The following is a 23,787-nucleotide window of genomic DNA, read 5'->3' as shown; positions in this document are numbered from 1 at the left end:
AAGTGCACAGTTAATAGGCCATGAGCGCTATAGTATGTAGTGCTCATGGCCTATTATTATTTAATTTTATATGAATATAAAATTAATATATCGATAAGAATTGAACTACATAAATATCTTAACTAAATATTTATGAGAATTCCTAATAAATAAACTCAATTTTATTGAACTAAATCGAAAATAATAGAAAAATAAATTATAAATGTACAAAAAAATACGCAATATACAGAAAAAGTATTAATAATTTCTAAAATTATAAATAAGTTTGAAATTTTCATGATGAAAACATGAAGAAAACTATTTACAAAGTTTTCATTTTTTGTTATTCTATTCATGACACAAAATGAAGAGTAAATGAAAGTTACTCAGAATAACGTAAAAGTGTGTAAATATCTAACTTTCAGCTTATTAAACGTATTATATAAGGATTGTAATTGTGTCTAGTTTAAGAAAGGGGTTCATAGAAATATGAATAAGATCTTTAAAGTTGTTTGGAGCAAAACAAAAGAATGCTACGTTGTAGTATCTGAAGTAGCGAAAAACAATGGTGGTAAGAAAAAAGTGTTGGCTACTGTATTTGCAGCATTAGTTGCGACAGGTAGTATGGTGCCTGATTATGTAGACGCTGCTAATAATACTAGTGGTGGGGGGGTATCAACCGCTGATGCCTCTATTGCGATTGGTAGTGGTTGGGGTAACTCAGCGTATGCTAATAATAATTTCTCTATCGCAATTGGTGACCAAACCCATGCTAATGGCAAAGCAGCTATCGCTTTGGGGCGTCAAGCTAAAACAGATGGTGAAGAAGCATCTATTGCTATTGGTAACGAAACAGAAGCAACCGCCAAAGATAGTACAGCTGTTGGTTCTGGTTCTAAGTCAAGTGGTGAATATGCGGCTGCTTTGGGTTTCCAAACTAAGGCTACTGCAAACTATGCGACAGCTATTGGTTCTGGTGCAAGAGGCTATGCTGAAGATTCTCAAGCTATTGGCCGTGAAGCTGAAACATCAGCTGGTGCAACGCGTGCTATCGCCATTGGTACGTTATCAAAATCTTCTGGGAATTATGCAACATCTTTAGGGTCCTCTGCAGAAGCAACTGCTGAAAGAGCTATAGCTGTTGGTTATAAATCTAAAGCGGAAGCAGAAAGAGCGATTTCTGTTGGTAATTTAGCAAATGCTACTAAAAACGATTCTATTGCTGTTGGTAATAACTCTGCAGCCTCTGGACTAAATGCCTCTGCTGTTGGTAAAAACTCTAAAGCAAGTGGTCAAAGTGCTGCTGCATTTGGTGATACTGCACAAGCAACAAATACGAATGCAACTGCTGTTGGTAATCAAGCGAATGCATCTAATACTAATACAACAGCAATTGGTAATCAAACAGTTGCTTCTGGCGGTAATGCAACTGCTGTAGGTCATTTATCTCAAGCAACAGCTGATGGTGCTACAGCTATTGGTACAAATAACAAAGCTGGTTATGAAGGTACTGCAGTTGGTCTATCTAATACAGTAACTGGTCGTACATCTGCTGCATTTGGTCGTTCCAATACAGTATCTGGTAAGGAATCTCTTGCGGCTGGTGTTCGTTCCACTGCATCTGGTGAACACAACGTTGCAATTGGTTACCAAGCTGCAACTGATGGTAAAGCTACTGTTGCAATTGGTGAAGGTAGCAAAGCTGATATTGCAGACGGTGTAGCTCTTGGCTCTAACTCTGCGACTACTGCAGCTGCAGGTATTCAAGGCTTCAATCCAGCTGATTCTCGCACAAATACATATAGTGGTTTAACTGGTACAGCTCAAACCTCTACTCTTGGTGCTGTAGCTGTTGGTAATGGCGCTACAGCAACTCGTCAAATCACAGGTCTTGCAGCAGGTAAAGAAGATACTGATGCTGTTAACGTAGCTCAATTAAGAAGCGTTAACTTAAAATATGCTGGTAATAGTGGCAATAGCGATGTGCGATTAGAAAATGGTACATTGAATATTAAAGGTGAAGGTTTACTTTCTACATCTGCTGATTCAACTGGTATTACCGTAAAACTCACTAAAGGTGATGATATCGCTAAAGATAATGGTAAGGCGAAAGAACCTGCTAACAATGGCGTAGCTACAACACAAAACGTTGTACAAGCTATTAATAACTCCTACTGGAAAGCGACTGCTGGTGGTAACACAGATGGTACTCCAACTGTAGGAAATGTTAAACCTGGTACACAAGTTACTTATAGTGCAGGCGATAATCTAAAAGTAAAACAAACTATTGCTGCAAATGGTGATCAAGAATATAAATACTCCTTAAATGCAGATTTAAAAGGTATTAACTCTATTTCTAATACTACAACTGGTCCTACAATGACATTTGGTGGTAACTCCATCAATATCACTGGTGGTTCCTTAAATATGGGAAATTCTAAGATCACAAATCTTGCTCCTGGTACAGATGATAAAGATGCAGTTAACTATAGCCAAATTAAAGGCTTAAGAACTGAAGTTGTACAAGGTACTGGTGTTACTGTTGCGAAGACTCAAGGTGCTGATGGTCATGATATCTATACAGTATCTGCTAATGCAACAGGTGGCACAGCTTCCACTGAAAGCGTAGTTAAAAAAGCTGCTGCATCTGGCGATACAAACATTGCTGATGTTTCTGTTGCAGGTGGTAAAGCTGTAAATGATCCTGGTGCTCAATACGAAGTGTCCGTTTCTAAAAATGCGGTTAAAGATGCGGCTCGTGAAGCGGTGACAATCAATAATGGTGGTAATACTAATAATCCTATTACTGTAACACCAACTAAAGATGATCCTAATCACAACACATCTTATGCAGTTACATTCGATGGTGCTAAAGCAGCAAAAGTTATTCCTTTAACATACAAAGCTAATGGTGCTGGAGATAAAACAGTTACATTAGAAAAAGGTTTAGACTTTACAAATGGTACAAATACAACAGCAGAAATCGGTAATGATGGCGTTGTTAAGTACAATTTGAACAAAGATGTTGATTTGTCTGATACTGGTTCCTTAACAGTTGGTGGTACTACAGTTAATAATGGTGGTATTACAATTAAGGCACCTACAACTTCTGGTGCAACTACAACTGATGTTAAATTGACTAATACTGGCTTAGATAATGGCGGTAACAAAATCGTTAATGTTAAAGCTGGTGATGTAAGTTCCACATCAACAGATGCTGTTAATGGTAGCCAATTACATGCAGTAAAAGCTGCTGAACGTCATATTACACCTACTACAGCAACTCATCCTGCGTACACAGTAGATAATAATGGCGATGTAACATTGGATTATGTTGATGGTGATGGCAAGGCTACAACTGAAAAAGCTGTTATTAAAGGTATTGCTAACCGTGATCTTTCCAATATCTCTAATGCTGGCGAAACTAAGATTAAAAACTTAGCTAAGTCTGCTATTAATATGGAAGATGGTAAAAATACAAAAGCATCTAAACGTGATGTGAGTGGTGTAGATACATATAAAGTAGATGTTGAGGGCGATTTAACGGGCATTTCCTCCATCACAAATGGTGGTACAAACAACGGCAAAATTTCCTTTGGTCCAAATAAAACTGTTACTGTAGATGGTGATCATAGCATTACGCTTAATGCAAGCACAGGTAAGATTGGTGGTTTACAAAACTTAACATTTGATCCAACAAACTTCACATCTGGCCAAGCAGCTACAGAAGACCAATTGAAATCTGTGAATGATAAATTCAACAATAAAATTAATTTAGGCGCAGATGGTAACACAGAAACTACTAAACTTGCTTTAGATAATAACGGTGGTATTAAGTTCAACATTAAAGGTGACGGTTCTGGTACTGGTGGTGCTAATCAATACATCAGCACAACTGCTAATGGCTCTGATATCAAAGTAGATTTAACTGATGATGCAAAAGCGAAGTTAAATAAGTCATATGATGTAACTTCAACTGATAATTCAGTAACAGTAAAATCTACAACAGCTAATGGTGTAACAACATTCGATTTGAAAGTGGCACCTGCTACTGGTACAACTTCTACTTGGGATATTAAATCCTCTGCAGATACTGCTAATGGTGGTGCAACTGCAACAGGTCATGAAGTAAACGCTAAAACGATTGAAAATACAAAAACCGTAGAAATGATCGCTGGTAAAAACTTAACTGTTAAACAAACTAGCGATATTAATGGTGCAAAAGTTGAATTTGCTCTATCCGATGAAATCACAGTTGGTAAAGATGGTGCTAATGGTGTTGACGGCAAAATTGGCGTAAATGGTAAAGATGGTGCATCCGTAGTTATCAATGGTAAAGACGGTTCTATCGGTCTAACAGGTCCTCGAGGTGCTACAGGTGCACCTGGTGCTAGTGCAACATTGAACGTAAAAGATGGTGTTCCTGGTGTCAATGGCGCTCCTGGTACTAATTTAACTCGTATCGTTTACACAGACAAAAATAACGTTGAACATGAAGTGGCAACACATGATGACGGTATGAAATTCGCTGGTGATGATGGTCAAGCAAATCAAGCAACAAATGCTAATGTTATTAAAAAGAAACTAAATAATGTTGTAGACATTATCGGTGGTGCTACTAAAGCTGATTTAACTGATAATAACATCGGTGTAAACAACGATGGTAATGGCAAATTGCTCGTTCAATTGTCTAAAAACCTTAATGGCATTAATACTATTAAAAATGGCAATACAACAATTACATTGAATAATGCTCCTGGTGGTGCTACTAATACACCTGCAGTAACAATCAGTGGTGGTGACTTATCCGTTGGCGGTAACAAGGTTACTAATGTGGATGATGGTACAGATAATAATGATGCAGTTAACGTAAAACAATTAAAAGCTGCCAAAACAGAAGTAGAAGCTGGTAAGAATGTAGTTGTTACATCTAAAACTAGTACAGCAGATGGTCATATTACATATACAGTAAGTGCTTCCACACCTGCTGTTTACACAAAACCAAATGGTGATAAGTTGGTTAAACAACCAGATGGCACTTTCAAAGAAGAAAATGGTACTGCATATAATGGTCCTGTAATCGCATCCTTCGAAGATGGCGCTGGTGCTACAACTGGTGGCAACATGATCGTTAACAACGTTGGTTCTGCTATTAAAAATCAAACTGGTGGCGATTTCTTAGCAAAATTGGATGCTGCTGCTAATACAACTACTGGTACTCCAAATGCAGCTGTTAATGTATCTGATTTGAAATCTACTGCTGATGCGTTGAAATCAAACGAATTGCACATTCGTCCAACTACATCTGGTCGTACAGGCGAAACTGTAAACCAAGGTGCTGGTGGTACAGCTGAAAGCTATAAATATGATGCTGCTACTAAATCTGTAACATTGAAATACAATGATGGTACAGGTGCTGGCGTAACTGGTACAGAAGCTAAGATCGATTTGTCCGATTTGGCTAACCAAATTACAAGCGGTTATACTTTCAAAGCGAATGCAACTGCAAACGGTGGTACTGTAGCTAATGATGCTACAACTCCAGCTGTTGCAACAACTGTTGAAAATAGTGGCACAATCAATTACGCAGCAGGTAAAAACTTGACTGTAAAACAAGATATTGATGCAACTGCAAAAACACATACATATACTTATAGCCTAAATAAAGATTTAACTAACTTAGATAAAGTTGTTGTTAATGGCGAAAATGGTACTAATGGTAAAGATGGTGTAACAATCATTGGACCACAAGGTGCAACTGGTGCTACTGGTACAAACGGTATCGACGGTAAAGTTGGTATCTCTGGTAAAGACGGTAAAGATGCAGTGGCTATTTCTGGTAAAGATGGCATTGGTACAATTGGTTTGACAGGTCCTCAAGGCCCTGCAGGTGCAGATGGTCGTGGTGTAGATATTACAACAGATCATGGTACACAAACACTTAATAAACCAGAAGCTAATAATGGTGGTAAATCTGAACGTATCGTATACGTACCAAAAGATAAAGATGGCAATCCATTAAAAGATGATGCTGGCAACACAATTAAACGTGAAGTTGCTACGATGGATGATGGCTTGAAATTCACTGGTAACAATACAACTATCGAAAACAAACAAAAACTTGGTTCTTTAGTTAAAGTTCAAGGTGAGGGTACTAAAGAAGGTACTACAGTTATTAATACAGCAACTGGTGAAAAAGAAATCGTATTGTCTGATGGTACAACTAAGTTTGAATCTGCAAAAGATAATATCGCTGTAGTAGCTGATGGTACAGATACATTAACTGTTAAATTGAATAAAAACTTAACAGGTATCAACAAAATCTCCAATGGTAACTCTTCCATTACATTGAATGATGCTCCTAGTGCAACAACACCTGCAGTAACAATCAAGGGTGGCAACTTATCCATGGGTGACGGCACAACTAACAATAAGATTGTGAACGTAGCTCCTGGTACAGAAGATACTGATGCTGTTAATTACAAACAATTGAAAGCAGCTAAAACAGTAGTAGAAGCTGGTAAGAATGTTGTTGTTACATCTGATACTACTGCAGCCGATGGTCATACTACTTATACAGTAAACGCTTCTACACCTGCTGTTTACACAAAACCAAATGGTGATAAGTTGATTAAACAACCAGATGGTACTTTCAAAGAAGAAAATGGTACTGCATATACTGGTCCTGTAATCGCATCCTTTGAAGATGGCACTGGTGCTACAACTGGTGGCAACATGATTGTTAATAACGTTGGTTCTGCTATTAAAAATCAAACTGGTGGCGATTTCTTAGCAAAATTGGATGCTGCTGCTAATACAACTACTGGTACTCCAAATGCAGCTGTTAACGTATCTGATTTGAAATCTACTGCTGATGCGTTGAAAGCAAATGAACGTCATATTGCTCCTACAACTGTGGCAGCTGGCTCTACTGAAACTAAAGGTGGTACAGCTAATGCTGCGGGTACTAATGTATATAAATATGATGCAGCTAGTAAAACTGTTACATTGACATACAATGATGGTAATGGCAATGCAGTAACTGATACTAAAGCAGTTATCGACCTCTCCAACTTGAGTACTGGTGGTACAGGTGCTTCTTCTTGGAATGTTAAATCCTCTGCTAACACTACAGATGGTGGTGCTGTTGGCGACAATCACAATGCAAATGTTCAAAATATCGCTGACACTAAAACTGTAGAGTTCCAATCCGGTAAAAACTTAGTAGTGAAACAAACTAATGATACTACTAATGGTAATGCTACTGTAGAATTCTCCTTAGCCGACAATATCGTGGCGGGTAAAGATGGAGCTAATGGTAAAGATGGCTCTGTTGGCGCAACTGGTAAAGATGGTTCTTCCGTAGTTCTTAACGGTAAAGATGGCTCCATTGGTATGACTGGTCCTAAAGGCCAAGATGGTAAAGATGGTATCAACGGCCGTGATGGTGCTGATATTTCTATTACATCTGCTAAAGGTGAACAAGTTCTTGTAAACCGTGATCCAGCTCATAATTCCGATACAGATAAAGCTGAACGTATTGTTTATGTACCGAAAGATGCTAGTGGCAATCCAATTCAAGATGCTAATGGTAAGAATATCGTACGTGAAGTTGCTACGATGGATGATGGCTTGAGATTCACTGGTAACAACACTGGTACAGAAAACAAACGTAAACTTGGTTCTCTAGTAAAAGTACAAGGTGAAGATGTATCTGCTGCCGATGAAGCTGCATTCCAATCTGCTGGTGGTAATATCGCAGTTACTGCTGATGGTACTGATACATTAACTATTCGCTTGAACAAAAACCTCAAAGGTTTAAACAGCATTCAACTTGGTGATAACACTATTAAGAGCAATGGTGATAACATCGAATTCACTACAAAAGGTGGCGATACTAAGACTGTAGCTACTACAGATCAATTATGGACTATCCAAGCTAATGGTGTAGATGTTCCTGCTAAATCTGGCAAGGTAAATCTTGTAGCTGGTGATCATATCACAATTACTCCTGATGCAGCTAATGGCAAAATGACAATCAGTGCAACTGGCTTTGGTTCTATGGATGGCTTCAATGTGAAAACATCTGCTGATGCAAATGGCACACACGCTGGTGATACAACAGAAAACATCAAAAATGGCAAAACTGTAGATATGCAAGCTGGTAAAAACTTGGTTGTTACTCAATCCAATGATGGTAATGGCAATACAACTGTTAACTATGCATTGAATAAAGATGTTGATCTTAGTACTAATGGTTCCTTAAAAACTGGCGATACTACTATCAACAACGACGGTTTCAAAAATGGTAACACTACAGTTGGTGGTAATGGCATGACTATCAATAACCCAACTGATCCAGCTAAGATTGTATCCTTAACTAAAGATGGTCTTAACAATGGTGGTAACCAAATTACTAATGTAGCATCTGGTGGCAATACGGATACAAACGGTGCTAACATCGGTGATGTTAAACGTATTGCTAAAGCTGGCGATACTCGTATCAAAGATGATACATACACAGTAGATAATACAGGTACTGTTGAATTAACGTATGTTGATGGCGCTGGTAAACAAGTAACAGACGCAGCTGGTAATCCATTGAAAGCAAAAATCACTGGTATTACAACACTTGATTCTACTCGTGTAAATGTTGCGGTTAATAAAACAGGCACTGGTGAAGTAGCTGGTTCCACAGCTCCTGTGAAAGTTACAAAAGGTACAGAGTTCGTAGCTGGTAACAACTTGATCGTTGAACGTAAAGCACATACTGGTAATGATTTAGACAACTCTGTTGTTTACTCCTTGAATAGCAACTTGACTGGTATTAACTCCATCTCTAATACAACTACTGGTCCTAAAATGACATTCGGTGGTAACTCCATCAATGTAACAAATGGCGATCTTAACATGGGTGGTAATAAAATTACTAACCTTGCTCCTGGTAAAGATAAAACTGATGCTGCTACCGTAGGTCAATTGACTAAAGTAACATCTAACAATCACTCTGTTGTAATTAATCAAACTACAGATGCTAATGGTGCTCCAGTTTATGACTTAGCTGTAACAGGTACTCCAGGTGCTCCTGCAGCTGACCCTCGTGTAGATATGCTTGGTGAAGAAATCGGTCGTGTAGGTGCTCAAGGTGCTGCTCTCTCCGCGTTGAAACCTATCCAATACGATCCATTGGAACCAACTCAAATCATGGCTGGTTACGGTAACTACCGTGGTAACTCCGCATTGGCTCTTGGCGTAGCTCATTACAAAAATGAATCTACATTAATCCATGGTGGTGTATCCTGGGCTGGTGGTTCTAGCCACATGATGGCAAACGCTGGTGTAACTTGGAAAGTTGGCAACCGTGATAGCGAAGCTGCTGTAGCAGATCGTTACCGCAAAGGCCCTATCAGCTCCGCTTATGCAATGCAACAAGAAATGGCTTCTGTAAAAGCTCAAAACGCTGGATTAAAGAGCGAAGTATCTGATTTGAAAGCTGAAAACGAACAAATGAAAGCTCAAATTGCTGCAATGATGGCAAAACTTGGTATGTAATCATTTGAGCGTGTAAGAACTAAGCAAACTATGGATGGCATGCGCTACCTTGTGTAGTGCTTGCCTCTCCATTCTATTTGTGAAAGCCTAGCTTTCAGAGAGAAACACTGTGTAACACATGTGAAAGATACTTTCACCATAATCTAACGACAGAAAAGAGGAATATAGAATGAAAAAATCTACATTACTTGCTTGTGCAGCTGCCCTTGTTATTTCTTCAGGCGTTGTAGGTGCACAATCAGCTCCAACATATGATGATAATTTGATTTTACCTAATCCTGTATCTGCTCCTAAATTGAGCAATGTAGTATTAGTTCCAGTGGCTAGCCCACAAACAGTGTCTGCTGTTCATGACTATGTGAAAGCTTGGCAAAATGCGGAAATCAACATCGCAAAAGCTAAAGTGAAATACGACAAACATGAGCAAATGACTAAAGCTGAAAAAATCTGGTTACATTCCTATGACAAACACAACTATGCTGACTATTTCCGTACACATTCCATCGGTCGTGTACATGGTCAAGAAGTGTTCTTGAACTGGAATGGTGAAAACCGCAACAAAAACGAATACGAATATTTCGAAATGCCTAAATACAATGAAAAAGATGGCTTCACTAACAGCTATGGTTACAATGTATTGCGTGGCATGGTAGATCAAATCAACGAAATCATCCAAAAACAAAAAGAAGTTGGCGGTCCTATGACTGACGACGAAGCACAAGCATTGGAAGATGCTATTTTGGATGTAATGGCTAAAGACCAAGAAAACGTTTCTAACGAAGAACTTCGTCACTACATGAACGAAACAATCTGGTTCGCAGCTAAACAAACAGTTAAAAACAAAGCAAGTGAAGAACCTACTGTTCAAGATGAATACACTGTAGATCTTCGCGAAGCGATTAACAAACCATTGGGTAATGCTCAAACTTACAAAAAAGTAGATTTGCGTACTGCGATTCAATAATTATTTAATAGTAAACTACATCTCTAAGATTAAGTTTTCTAAGAACTCCTAGATGCGTATACAGATAAAATATCTGTATAATAATAACACAATATATATATGGCCCTTATAAAGGACATGTAAGGGCCTTATGTACCCTAGAACCCCTACTAGGGCACACAATCCTTATACAAATAACGCCATCCGTTTGGATGGCGTTATTTTTTATCCTTTTTATATTGATCCTTTAGTTATCGGTATTATTATATGAGATTTAAGAGCCTCCTTATTGTATAAGGAGGCTCTTTTTATAAACAAATATAAAATAATTTAATAAAGTGATGGCAAGCGTTTATCTATTCTTGTTCTTAAAATACATTATATACACGATAAATACTGTATTATCTATATAATTCGATTTAAAAAGTTTATATTTATAAATATGAAGATAGCATGGATGTTTCTATAGACTGTTAACATATTATAAACTACTTAGATAAAAATAGAGTGGTCTCAAATATAAATGTTTTATATTGTATATAATAACTATATTATAATAGCTTGATTTATAGAGTGTATGTATATGATTCTTTGTAACATAAACTCAATTTTATTAAATTTATAATTCTAAAATTTTCTTTAATAATTTTAAGATATTCTATTTACATTTAGTTTATAAATTGGTATTATATAAATATCTTAATGAAGAGTATGTGAACGTGTGTCATAAACAATTCATGAAACAAAAAGTGTATATAAGGCATTTAGTGTTTTCTTATAAGAGAGAAAGGGGTTCATAGTTTCTATGAATAAGGTTTTTAAAGTCGTTTATAGCAAATCTAAAGGCTGCTACGTAGTAGTACCTGAAACTGCTAAAAATAATAACGGCAAGAAAAAAGTATTAGCTAGCGTATTGGCTGGCTTAGCACTTGTTGGTGCAGGCGCTCATTTAGGTACTCCTGTTGAAGCGTACAGAAGTCCAGATGGCAGTGTAAATACACAAAATAGCCGTATCGATATCGCGGCTAACGCTAAACCAAATAACAGTGTTGGCGTTAACTCCATTGTTGTAGGTTACCAAAATACAACTGATAATGAAGATGGTACTACAGCTCTAGGTGCTAATAACCAAGCTCTAGGTAATTCTGGTTTAGCTGTAGGTAATGAAAACTACGCTAATGGTGGTGCAGCTACAGCGATCGGTGCAGGTAACGAAGCGCGTGCTGCTGCAACTGTAGCATTAGGTAATAAAAATAATGCTAATGCAACATCTGCTGTTGCTATTGGTAACTATAATAACCAAAACTACACAAAAGGCTCTACAACAACAACACCTAAACAAGCAGGTAACTACTCTACAGCAGTAGGTTCTTACAATGCAGCGTTGGGTGATAATTCTGTTTCTGTTGGTGCTATGAATACATCCCATGTAGCTGATACAGTGACTATTGGTCAATATAATGAAGCTAAAACTATGGGTGGTATCTCCATTGGTAAAAATAACTTAACTGACTCTGCAAATGGTGACCGTAACGATACACGTAGAAATCATGAGAACTCCCAAATTGCTATCGGTCGTGATAATGAAGCAACTAATTTAGATGCAATCGCTATCGGTCGTGAAACTAAAGCATCTGGATCTGGTGCTACTGTAATCGGTGCTCGTGCAGAGGCTTCTGGCAATAATGCTATTGCAATTGGTCAAAGTGGCGAAGGTTCCCCTAAAGTTATTGCATCTGGTGTAAACGCTATTGCTATCGGTATGCAATCTCAAGCAACTGGTGAATCTGCTATCGCTGAAGGTCCTGGCTCTCGTGCAGCTGGCAAATATGGCGTTGCATTAGGTCGTACAACTAAAGCAAATGCTGAGGCTGCTACAGCTTTAGGTAATGCTGCTGAAGCTAATATTGCTAATGGTGTAGCTCTTGGTTCTTCTTCTATTACAACAACAGATAAAGGTGTTGTAGGTTATAACCCATCTGATCCTCATGAACGTAAATATACTCGTTTGACTGGCAACGTACAAACAGCTACTACAGCTGCTGTATCTATCGGTAATGGTAGTACATTGACTCGTCAATTGACTGGCCTTGCTGCTGGTACTGCGGATACTGACGCTGTTAACGTGGCTCAATTGAAAAACGTTGGCGTTGCATTGACTGGTAATACTGGTTCTAGCGACTTCTTAGCTGACGGCGGTAAATTGAATGTTCGTGGTGAAGGCCGTGTATCCGCAGCTGTTGCTGATGAAAATACTAAAGACTCCAGATTGACTTTGACATTTGATGACAAAGGCATGGTGAAAGCTGGTAAAAACGTTACTGTTGATGAAAAAACAGTTGATGGTCGCACTACATACACAATCAACGCTGCAGACGCTGCTGCAAAATATGATTTCTTAACAAATGCTAAGGCTAACGGTGGTAAATTAGATGGTACTGCTACAGCAACTAAAGTTGAAAGCGGTCAAACTGTTACCTATGCAGCTGGTAAAAACTTAACAGTAAAACAAGATATCAACCAATCTGCAGGCGAACAAACATATACATATTCCTTGGACAAGGATTTAAAAGAAATTACATCCATCACTAACAATGGTGGTACAACAATGAACTTTGGTCCAAACAACATCAGCATCACTGGTGGTAACTTGGATCTTGGCGGTAATAACATTACTAACCTTAAATCTGGTGGTGATACAATCAACAATGCTGCTAACATTGGTGATGTTATCCGTATCTCCAAAGCTAACGATTTACACATTGCACCTACAGCAGGCACTAACAACAACGTAGCTGAATACACTGTAGATGCTAACAAAAAGGTTACATTAACATACCAAGATGGTAATGGTAATACTGTAACTGGTCCTAAAGCTGTTATCGACTTGAGCGGTTTGAAAACTGGCGACATGAGCTCATTCAACGTAAAATCTTCTGCTACAGAAGGTAAAGTTGCACAAGGTTCCGCTGGTGTTCAAGAAATCCGTGACGGCAAAACTGTAGAAATGCAAGCCGGCAAAAACATGACCATTAAACAAACTAATAACAATGGTAATGCGGCTGTTGAATTCTCCTTGAATAAAAATGTGGACCTCACTCCAGATGGTTCCTTGAAAATTGGCGATACTAATATCACTGACAATGGTTTGACTATCAACAATGGTCCTTCCATTACAAAAACTGGCATCAACGCTGGTGATTTGAATATCACTAATGTGAAAGCTGGCGTAAATGATAATGACGCAGTTAACGTAAGCCAATTGAAAAAGGTTCGTGCTGATGAACGTCACATCAAACCTGGTGAATACGCAGTTGATAACAACGGCAAAGTAACGATGACATACCTTGACGGTAACAACAAAGACGTTCCTAACGAAACTGCTGTTATCACAGGTATTGCTAAACAAGATCTTTCCAATATCAACAATGGTGGTAAGACTGTAATTAAAAACCTTGCTAAAGAAGCTATCGACATGGAAAACGGTAAGAACACAACTGCTTCTCACCGTGACGTGAATGGCGTTAAAACTTTCAAAGTAGACGTTGAAGGTGATTTAACTGACATTACATCCATCACAAACAAAGATGGCGACGGCAAAGTTGTATTCGGTGGTAACCAAACTGTAAACGTAGCAGGCGATCACAACATTAACTTGAATGCTAAAGTTGGTGACATCACTGGTTTAACTAACGTAACTTTGGATGCTCCTGACTTCGCTAAAAAAGGTCGTGCTGCAACTGAAGAACAATTGAGTATCGTTAACAACGGTTTCAATAACACAGTTGGTTTGACTGGTAACACAGGCGCTACTGAATTACAAAAATTGAACAAACAAGGTGGCTTGAGTTTCGGCGTTGTAGGTGCTAACAATGGTGAGTACATTAAAACAACTGCTTCTGGTAGCAATGTAGTAGCTGACTTGTCCGACAACGCTAAAAACAAATTGAACAGCACTGTTGTAGTAGAAGGTAAAAATGCTGCGAAAGTAACAAGCAATGTAATTCAAAATGCAGATGGCAGCACAAAAACTGTATATACTGTAGATGTTAACAACGTAAAACCTACTGCAGCTTCTACTGAAAAAGTACAAGCTAAAGCAGACGTAGCTGGCTCTAGTGACAAAAACATCGCAAAAGTATCCCCTAAAGCAGGCGATCAATTCGGTGAAGCTGGCGCAACTTACGAAGTAAACGTATCCCGTAACGACGTAAAAGACGCAGCTCGTGAAGCAGTGACTGTAAACAATGCAAACAACAGCAACAACCCTATCACTGTTACACCTGTACAAGATGAAACAAACCATAATACTACATATCAAGTAACATTCGATGGCGACAAAGCTGCTAAACAAATTCCTTTGACATACAAAGCGAATGGCACAAACGAACAAAAGGTTACATTGGATAAAGGTTTGAACTTCACAAACGGTAGAAATACAACAGCTTCCGTAGATGCTGAAGGCGTTGTTAAATACGATGTGAACAAAGATTTAGTAGACATCCATTCCATTTCCAACACTACAAATGGTCCAAAAATGGAATTTGGTCCTAACTCCATCAATGTTACTGGTGGCCCTATCAACATGGGTGACCTAAACATCACTAACCTTAAATCTGGTGGCGATGTAAATAACAATGCAGCTAACATTGGCGATGTAAAACGTATTTCTAAAGCTAACGACTTGCACATTGCTCCAACATCCTCTGATCGTCAAGGTGAAACTACTACATCTTACGCTTACGATGCAGCAAGCAAATCCGTAACATTGAAATACAATGATGGTAACGGTGCTAACCAAGCTGGTACAGTTGCGAAAATCGACTTGTCCGGTTTGGCTGATCAAATCAAAGATGGTTACTCCTTCTCCACTGACGCTAAAGGCAATGTAGTTGGTAACCACGCTGTTACAGCTGTTGGCAATGGTAAAACTGTTTCCTATGCTGCAGGCGATAACTTGACTGTAAAACAAGATATCGATGCTGCAACTGGCGAACACACTTACACATATGCATTGTCCAACAACATCGACTTGACTCCAAATGGTTCCTTGAAAATTGGCGACACTATTCTTAATAATGGTGGCTTAACAATTACAGGTGGCCCATCCGTTACTAAAACTGGTATCAACGCTGGTAACTTAAACATTACTAATGTGAAAGCTGGTGTAAACGATACTGACGCAGTTAACGTAAAACAATTGAAAGATGCTCGTACAGTAGTAACTTCTAACGATAACTCCGTAACAGTTAACAAAACTGAAAACGGCAACCAAGTTACTTATGACTTGCATGTAGCTCCAGGTGCTGCACAATCCGTATGGAATGTAAAATCCACTGGTAATACAACTGCTGATTCCGCAACAACTGCAAAAACTATCACTGATGGTAAAACAGTTGAAATGGCAGCAGGTAAAAACTTGACTGTAAAACAATCTAACACTGAAGACGGCGCTAAAGTTGAATTCGGTTTAGCTGGTGACTTGACTAACATCAAGACTATTAAAAACGAAGGCCCTGCTACTTTCACAATCGGCGGCAACGAATTCAAATTCGATGGCGGTAATGTGAATATGGGCGATAACAACATCACTAACCTTAAATCTGGTGGCGATGTTATCAACAACGCAGCAAACATTGGCGACGTTAACCGTATCTCCAAAGCTAACGACATTCATATCAAAGACAAAACATACACAGTGAACGCTGATAAAACAGTTACATTGGAATATGTTGATGGCAATGATAATGCAGTAAGCAAAACAGCTAAGATCGACTTGAGCAACTTGCCTACAGGCGATAAAGCTGCTGTTGAAAGCGTAGTTAAAAAATCTGCTGCAGCAGGCGACACTAACATTGCTGACATTACTGTAGCTGACGGTAAACAAACTGGTGATGCAAACGCTAAATACGAAGTGAATGTTTCCCGTAATGCTGTTAAAGACGCAGCTCGTGAAGCAGTGACTGTAAACAATGCAAACAATAGCAATAACCCAATCACTGTTACACCTGTACAAGACGAAGCAAACCACAACACAACTTACCAAGTAACATTCGATGGCGATAAAGCTGCTAAACAAATTCCTTTGACATATAAAGCGAATGGCTCTAATGACCAAAAAGTTACATTGGATAAAGGTTTGAACTTCACAAATGGTTCCAACACAACAGCTTCCGTAGCTGCTGATGGCGTAGTTAAATACGATCTTAACAACAACGTAAACTTGACTCCATCTGGTTCCTTAACTATTGGTGATACTGTTGTTAACAACGGTGGCTTGACTATCTCTGGTGGTCCATCCATTACTAAAACTGGTATCAACGCTGGTGACTTGAACATTACTAATGTAAAAGCAGGCGTAAACGATACTGATGCAGTTAACGTTAAACAGTTGAAAGACTCCCGTACAGTAGTAACTTCTAACGATAACTCTGTAACAATTAATAAAACAGAAAACGGTAACCAAGTTACTTACGACTTGCATGTAGCTCCAGGTGCTGCACAATCCACATGGAATGTGAAATCCTCTGGTAATACAACTGCTGATTCCGAAACAGCTGCAAAAACTATCTCTGATGGTAAAACAGTTGAAATGGTAGCAGGTAAAAACTTGACTGTTAAACAAACTAGCAACAATGACGGCGCTAAAGTTGAATACGCATTGTCCGATGACATCAAAGTTGGTAACGACGGTAAAGATGGCAAAGACGGCGTTGACGGCAAAATCGGCGTAAACGGTAAAGACGGCTCTGCTGTTGTGATCAACGGTAAAGACGGTTCTATCGGCTTGAATGGTAAAGACGGTAAAGATGGTCTTACTATTAAAGGCGCTAACGGTCAAGACGGCGTAGACGGTAAAAATGGTACTAACGGTATCACTCGTATCGTATACGAAGACAAAAACAACAATACACACGAAGTGGCTACTACTGATGACGGCTTGAAATTCACTGGTAATAACACTGACGTTGTAAACAAAAACAAATTGAACAGCCTTGTTAAAGTTCAAGGTGAAGGCGTAGATAAAACAACTTCTGCATCCTTCAAGAGCGCTTCTGGTAACATCAACGTAAAAGCTGATGGTACTGATACTCTCGAAGTTCAATTGAACAAAGATTTGAAAAACATCACTTCCATTAAAAACGATGGCCCTGCTACTTTCACAATCGGCGGCAACGAATTCAAATTCGATGGCGGCAACGTGAACATGGGCGACAACAACATCACTAACCTTAAATCTGGCGGCGATGTAATCGATAACGCAGCTAACATTGGCGACGTAACTCGTATTTCCAAAGCTAACGACTTACACATTGCACCAACTCAATCCAACCGTGCAGGTGAAACTACTACATCTTACTCTTATGATGCAGCAGACAAATCCGTTACATTGAAATACAACGATGGCAATGGTGCTAACCAAGCTGGTACAATCGCGAAAATCGACTTGTCTGGTTTGGCAGATCAAATTAAAGATGGCTACTCCTTCTCCACAGATGCGAAAGGCAATGTAGTTGGTAACCACGCTGTAACAGCAGTAGGCAACGGTAAAACTGTATCCTACGCAGCAGGCGATAATTTGACAATTACTCAAAATATCGATAATGCAACTGGTGAACAAACTTATACATATGCATTGTCTAATGACATCAAAGTTGGTAAAGATGGCAAAGACGGTGTTGATGGTAAAATCGGCGTAAACGGTAAAGATGGTTCCGCTGTTGTAATCAACGGTAAAGATGGTTCCATCGGCTTAAATGGTAAAGACGGTAAAGATGGTCTTACTATGAAAGCTAAAGATGGTCAACCTGGTGTAAACGGTAAAGATGGTATCACTCGTATCGTATACGAAGATAACAGCAAGAATACACACGAAGTGGCTACATTGGATGATGGCATGAAATATGCTGGTGACGATGCACAAGGTGCTGATAAATCCAAAGTTATCGCTAAGAAATTGAACGAAACTATGGACGTTGTCGGTGGTGCAGATAAGTCCAAATTGACTGACAACAACATCGGCGTGAACAACGTAGATGGCAAGTTGAAAGTTCAATTGTCCAAAGAAGTTAACTTGACTCCATCTGGTTCCTTAACAATTGGTGATACTAAGATCACTGATGGTGGTTTAGTAATCAACAATGGTCCTTCCATCACTAAAGGTGGCATTAATGCTGGTAACTTGAACATTACTAATGTGAAAGCTGGCGTAAATGACACTGATGCAGTTAACGTAAAACAATTGAAATCTGCTAAAACTGAAGTTGAAGCTGGTGACAACGTAACTGTAACATCTCGTGAAGGCGATAATGGCCAAACAATCTACAAAGTAAGCGCAACAGGTGTTAACCTTGGCGATGCTGAACTTAACTACACAGCTAACGGCGGTGCTAAACAAAAAGTTAAATTGTCTGAAGGCTTGAACTTCGTTGACGGTAACTACACTAAAGCTTCCGTTGATGCAAACGGTGTTGTTAAATACGACGTAACACTTGGTAAAGTGAAAGACGGCGAAGATGGCAAACCAGGCGTAGATGGTGACAATGGTATCGCAACAGTTAAAACTGTAGTAGATACAATCAACAACTCCGGTTGGAAAGGTGACGTTACTGGTAACACAGTAGGCGATCACAGTGCAACAATCGTAAAACCTGGCACAACTGTAAACTTCGGTGCAGGTAAAAACTTAACTGTTGAACAAATCGTTGATAAAGTAACTGGCAACCATACTTACAACTATGCATTGTCCGATGATATCAAAGTTGGTAATGATGGTAAAGACGGTAAACCAGGCGTTGACGGTAAGATTGGTGTAAACGGTAAAGACGGTTCTGCTGTTGTAATCAACGGTAAAGACGGCTCTATCGGCTTGAATGGTAAAGACGGTAAAGATGGTCTTACTATCAAAGGTGCTAACGGTCAAGACGGCGTAGACGGTAAAAACGGTACTGACGGTATGACTCGTATCGTTTACGAAGATAGTAACAACAACAAACACGAAGTTGCTACTACTGATGACGGCTTGAAATTCACTGGTAACAACGAAAGCGTTGTAAACAAAAATAAACTTAACTCCACAGTTAAGATTAAAGGTGAAGGCGTTACTGAAGAGCAAGAAAAAACATTCGAATCTGCTGCAGGTAACATCGCTGTAACTGCTGATGGTAACGATACTTTGAATATTCGCTTGAATAAAAACATAAAAGGCATCGACTCCATCCAAACTAAGGAAATCCACTTAGGCACACCTGATAACTACACAACAATTAAGAAAGATGGCGACCGCATTAAATACGGCGACAAAACATTCGCTAACACTGACGATATCTGGACAATCCAAGCTAACGGCACAGATGTTCCAGCTAACGGCGGTAAAGTAAATGTTAAAGGTGCTGACGGTATCACAGTATCCAAATCTGCTAATGGCGAAATGACAATTAGCGGTGCTGGCCTTGGTACAATGAGTAGCTTCAACGTTAAATCCTCTGGTAATACTACTGCTGATTCTGAAACAGCAGCTAAGAAAATTACAGATGGTAAAACTGTTGAATTCTCCGGCGGTAAAAACCTTACTGTAAAACAAACTAGCGACGAAAACGGCGCTAAAGTAGAATATGCATTGAGCAACAATGTAAATCTTACTAACGAAGGTTCCTTAACAGTTGGCGATACTAAGATCACTGATGGTGGCTTAGTAATCAACAATGGCCCATCCGTAACTAAAGACGGTATCAACGCTGGTAATAAACAAATTACTAACGTTCAAGACGGTGTAAACGATACTGATGCGGTTAACGTACGTCAATTGAAAGAAGCTAAAACTAACCTTACTGATGGTCAAAACACTAAAGTGACTGGCGACGGTTCTAAAAATAACCCTTACAAAGTTAATGTTGAAGGCGATTTGAACAAAATCACTTCCATCACTAATAAAGAAGGGGACGGTAAATTAGAATTCAAAGGTGACCAAGTAGTTAACGTAGCTGGCGACAACACAATCAAGCTTGATGGTAAAACTGGTGACATCACTGGCTTAACTAACAAAACTCTTGATTCCGCTGACTTCGCAACTAAAGGTCGTGCAGCAACTGAAGAACAATTGAAACTTGTTCAACAAGAAGCAGCTAAAAAATCTACTGAAAAAGTACAAGCTAAAGCTGATGCTAATAACATCGCTAAAGTAGCTCCTAAAGCTGGCGATACATTCGGTGCAGCTGGTGCAACATACGAAGTATCTGTAGATAAAAACGACGTGAAAGATGCAGCTCGTGAAGCAGTTACTGTAACAGGTGACAACAAAGCGATCACTGTAGATGTTCAACCAAATGCTACTAACCATACAACTAACTACCAAGTTAACTTCAATGGTAAGGAAGCAGCTAAACAAATTCCATTGACTTACAAAGAAAATGGTGGCAACGCTAGAACAGTAATGTTATCTGAAGGTTTAGACTTCTCCAACGGCGTGAATACTACTGCTCACACTGATGCGAACGGTAAAGTATCCTTCGACGTGAAAGGTGACCTCACTAACATCACTTCCATTTCCAATAACTCCAATGGTCCTAAAGTATCCTTCGGTGGCGATACTGTAAATATCACTGGTGGCAACCTCAACATGGGTGGTAACAAAATCACTAATGTTCAAAAAGGCACTAATGATACAGATGCAGTAAACGTTAAACAATTGAAAGATTCCCGTACTACATTGACATCTGATGATCATTCCGTAGTATTGAAGAAAACTGAATCTGCTGACGGCGGCTTAAACTATGACCTTTCCGTAAAAGGCGCAGTTGACCCTCGCGTTGATCAATTGAACGAAGAAATCGGCCGTGTAGGCGCTCAAGGTGCAGCATTGTCCGCATTGAAACCTATGCAATACGATCCATTGGAACCAACTCAAATCATGGCTGGTTATGGTAACTACCGTGGTAACTCCGCGATTGCAGTGGGCGTAGCTCATTACAAAAACGAATCCACAATGTTCCATGGTGGCTTGTCCTGGGCTGGCGGCTCTAGCCATATGATGGCAAACGCTGGTGTAACTTGGAAAGTTGGTAACAGAGATGCTGAAGCAGCTGTAGCAGACCGCTACCGTAAAGGCCCTATCAGTTCTGCATATGCAGTTCAAACTGAAATGGCTGCAATGAAAGCTCAAAATGCCGGATTAAAAGGTGAAGTATCCGACTTGAAATATGAAAACGAACAAATTAAAGCTCAAAACGCTGGTCTACAAAGTGAAGTAGAAGTATTGAAAGCTCAAATGGCTGCAATGATGGCGAAAATGGGTATGTAATTAGTTACACTTTCAGAAAACTTTCAAAAAAACTAGGAATCTAATCCTAGGTATGGATATGACTGGTAAGGGTTCCCTCGGGAGCCCTCATCCAGCACATTAATTCGACTATGAAAAGAGGAATAGATATGAAAAAATCTACAATGCTTGCTTTCACAGCAGCAGTTTTATTGAGCGCAGCATCCTTCACTGGTCACGCAGCAAGCGCTCCAACATATGATGACAACTTGATCTTACCTAACCCTGCATCCGCACCTGGTTTGAGCAATGTTGTATTGGTACCTGTGGCTAGTCCACAAGTAGTACAATCTCTTCATGATTATGTGAAAGCCTGGGAAAATGCGGAACAAAAAATCGCCTTAGCAGAAGCTAAACGCAACAATCATGAACAATTGACTAAAGCTGATAAAAAATGGTTACATTCCAAAGATAAACATAACTATGCTGATTACTTCCGTACGCATTCCATTGGCCGCGTACACGGTTTTGAAACAGCTTTAAATTGGAACGGTGAAAACCGCAACAAAAACGAATACGAATACTTTGAAACACCAAAATACAATGAAAAAGATGGCTTCGTAAACAGCTATGGCTTCAATGTATTGCGTGGCATGGTAGATCGTGTTAACGAAGTTGTACAAAAACAAAAACAAGTTGGCGGTCCTATGAATGACGACGAAGCACAAGCATTAGAAGATGCAATCTTGGATATCCTTGCTCGAGAGCAAGAACATGTATCTAACGAAGAACTTCGTCACTACATGAACGAAACAATTTGGTTCGCTGCTAAAGAAACAGTTAAAAATAAAGCGAGCGAAGAACCAACTGCTGCTGATGAGCACGTAGTAGACCTTCGCAAAGCTATCAACGAACCAATGGGTAGCAATGACTACAACAAAGTTGATTTGCGTAGTGCGATCCAACAATAATTGATATCTATAGTGATGTAGGTATTAAAGCCTTGTCTTCTCTCGTTAAAAGACTTAGTTGATCTCTAATACATACTGATGATATACGTGTATCCCTTACATGCACGCGTATCTACAATGACACAATGGCCCTTATATTGAGTTTGTGAGGGCCCCCATACCCTGGACCCCCGACTAGGGAACACAAATCCTTATTAAACAACGCCATCCGGTTGGATGGCGTTGTTTTTATATATGTAGATAAATTGGAGGCTTTATAAAATAGATGCCATATAAGATAGAGCCTATATAAAATAAATCCTATAGATCTGGAAATAGGTAACATTAAAAACTTATAGATCTATATAAAATATATATACTGTATAAGGACAGAATTATGCTGATGATACATGTAGCTTAAGAGGTGATTAATAAAAGAGTCTGAATGCGAATTACTGCTTAAAAAAATAACGGTATAGATGTAGTGGTAATAGCGTATATAGTAAGCCAATTTAAGTTGATTATTAATAATATTAATAAGTACTATATATAGTATGTTAAATACAAGAATCTACCATATAAAGAGAGGTAGAAAAAAGTTTGCAAAATTTTAAAATTAGGGGTTGCATACCTCAGTTCTTTGTACTATAATAGCTATACAGTCGTTCGAAGCGACTGTTTATTAGTTAGCAAACACTAGATAAAATCTATGTTTGTTGATAATCGTTTTAGAATAAAAGTGTAATTCCTGGTTGAAACAGAAATTACAAAATTCTAAAAAAGATTATAAAAAGATGTTGACATGAAAGTGACAACATGTTATTATAATCTAGTCGCCAGTTGGTGAGACACTTCGAAAAAAAGTGCTTCAAAGCTAGATAAAATCTGGTTTAACTGGTACAGATCTTTGAAAACTGAACAATGATAGGTAATCAATCAATACGATTGAACATATGCCAGAGTGCGGGTTTTGACAAAGTCAAAACCAACCATAATTCAAAGTTACTTAAATGTAACGGCAACAAATAAAATGAGCTATTCAAATAGCTTCAAGATATCTTGGAGAGTTTGATCCTGGCTCAGGACGAACGCTGGCGGCGTGCTTA

Annotated in this window: 4 protein-coding genes; all 4 read left to right on the top strand. The window is 38.9% G+C overall.

Features of this window, described 5'->3' with window-relative positions; all coding sequences use genetic code 11:
• The first annotated feature begins 468 nt into the window (after window positions 1-468).
• A complete protein-coding gene (locus tag LKD20_RS02645) occupies window positions 469-9,531 on the top strand; it encodes an ESPR-type extended signal peptide-containing protein (protein WP_227720818.1) in 9,063 nt (3,020 codons plus the stop codon).
• A 169-nt stretch (window positions 9,532-9,700) separates the two neighbouring features.
• Entirely contained in the window at window positions 9,701-10,495 is a 795-nt protein-coding gene (locus tag LKD20_RS02640) for a hypothetical protein (protein ID WP_227720817.1), read from the top strand.
• A 784-nt stretch (window positions 10,496-11,279) separates the two neighbouring features.
• Complete coding sequence (locus LKD20_RS02635; RefSeq protein WP_227720816.1) at window positions 11,280-21,773, top strand: ESPR-type extended signal peptide-containing protein; 10,494 nt, start codon at window positions 11,280-11,282, stop codon at window positions 21,771-21,773.
• Window positions 21,774-21,901: 128 nt separating this feature from the next.
• Entirely contained in the window at window positions 21,902-22,702 is an 801-nt protein-coding gene (locus tag LKD20_RS02630) for a hypothetical protein (protein ID WP_227720815.1), read from the top strand.
• The last annotated feature ends 1,085 nt before the right edge of the window (window positions 22,703-23,787 follow it).

This window comes from Veillonella fallax (genome assembly GCF_020687175.1).
GTDB lineage: Bacteria > Bacillota > Negativicutes > Veillonellales > Veillonellaceae > Veillonella > Veillonella fallax.
This window is presented reverse-complemented; position numbering and strand designations above follow the sequence as displayed.

Bases quoted from the DNA above. Each gene is read 5' to 3' on its own strand.
- LKD20_RS02645 (WP_227720818.1), top strand. From the start codon at position 469: ATGAATAAGATCTTTAAAGTTGTTTGGAGCAAAACAAAAGAATGCTAC.
- LKD20_RS02640 (WP_227720817.1), top strand. From the start codon at position 9,701: ATGAAAAAATCTACATTACTTGCTTGTGCAGCTGCCCTTGTTATTTCT.
- LKD20_RS02635 (WP_227720816.1), top strand. From the start codon at position 11,280: ATGAATAAGGTTTTTAAAGTCGTTTATAGCAAATCTAAAGGCTGCTAC.
- LKD20_RS02630 (WP_227720815.1), top strand. From the start codon at position 21,902: ATGAAAAAATCTACAATGCTTGCTTTCACAGCAGCAGTTTTATTGAGC.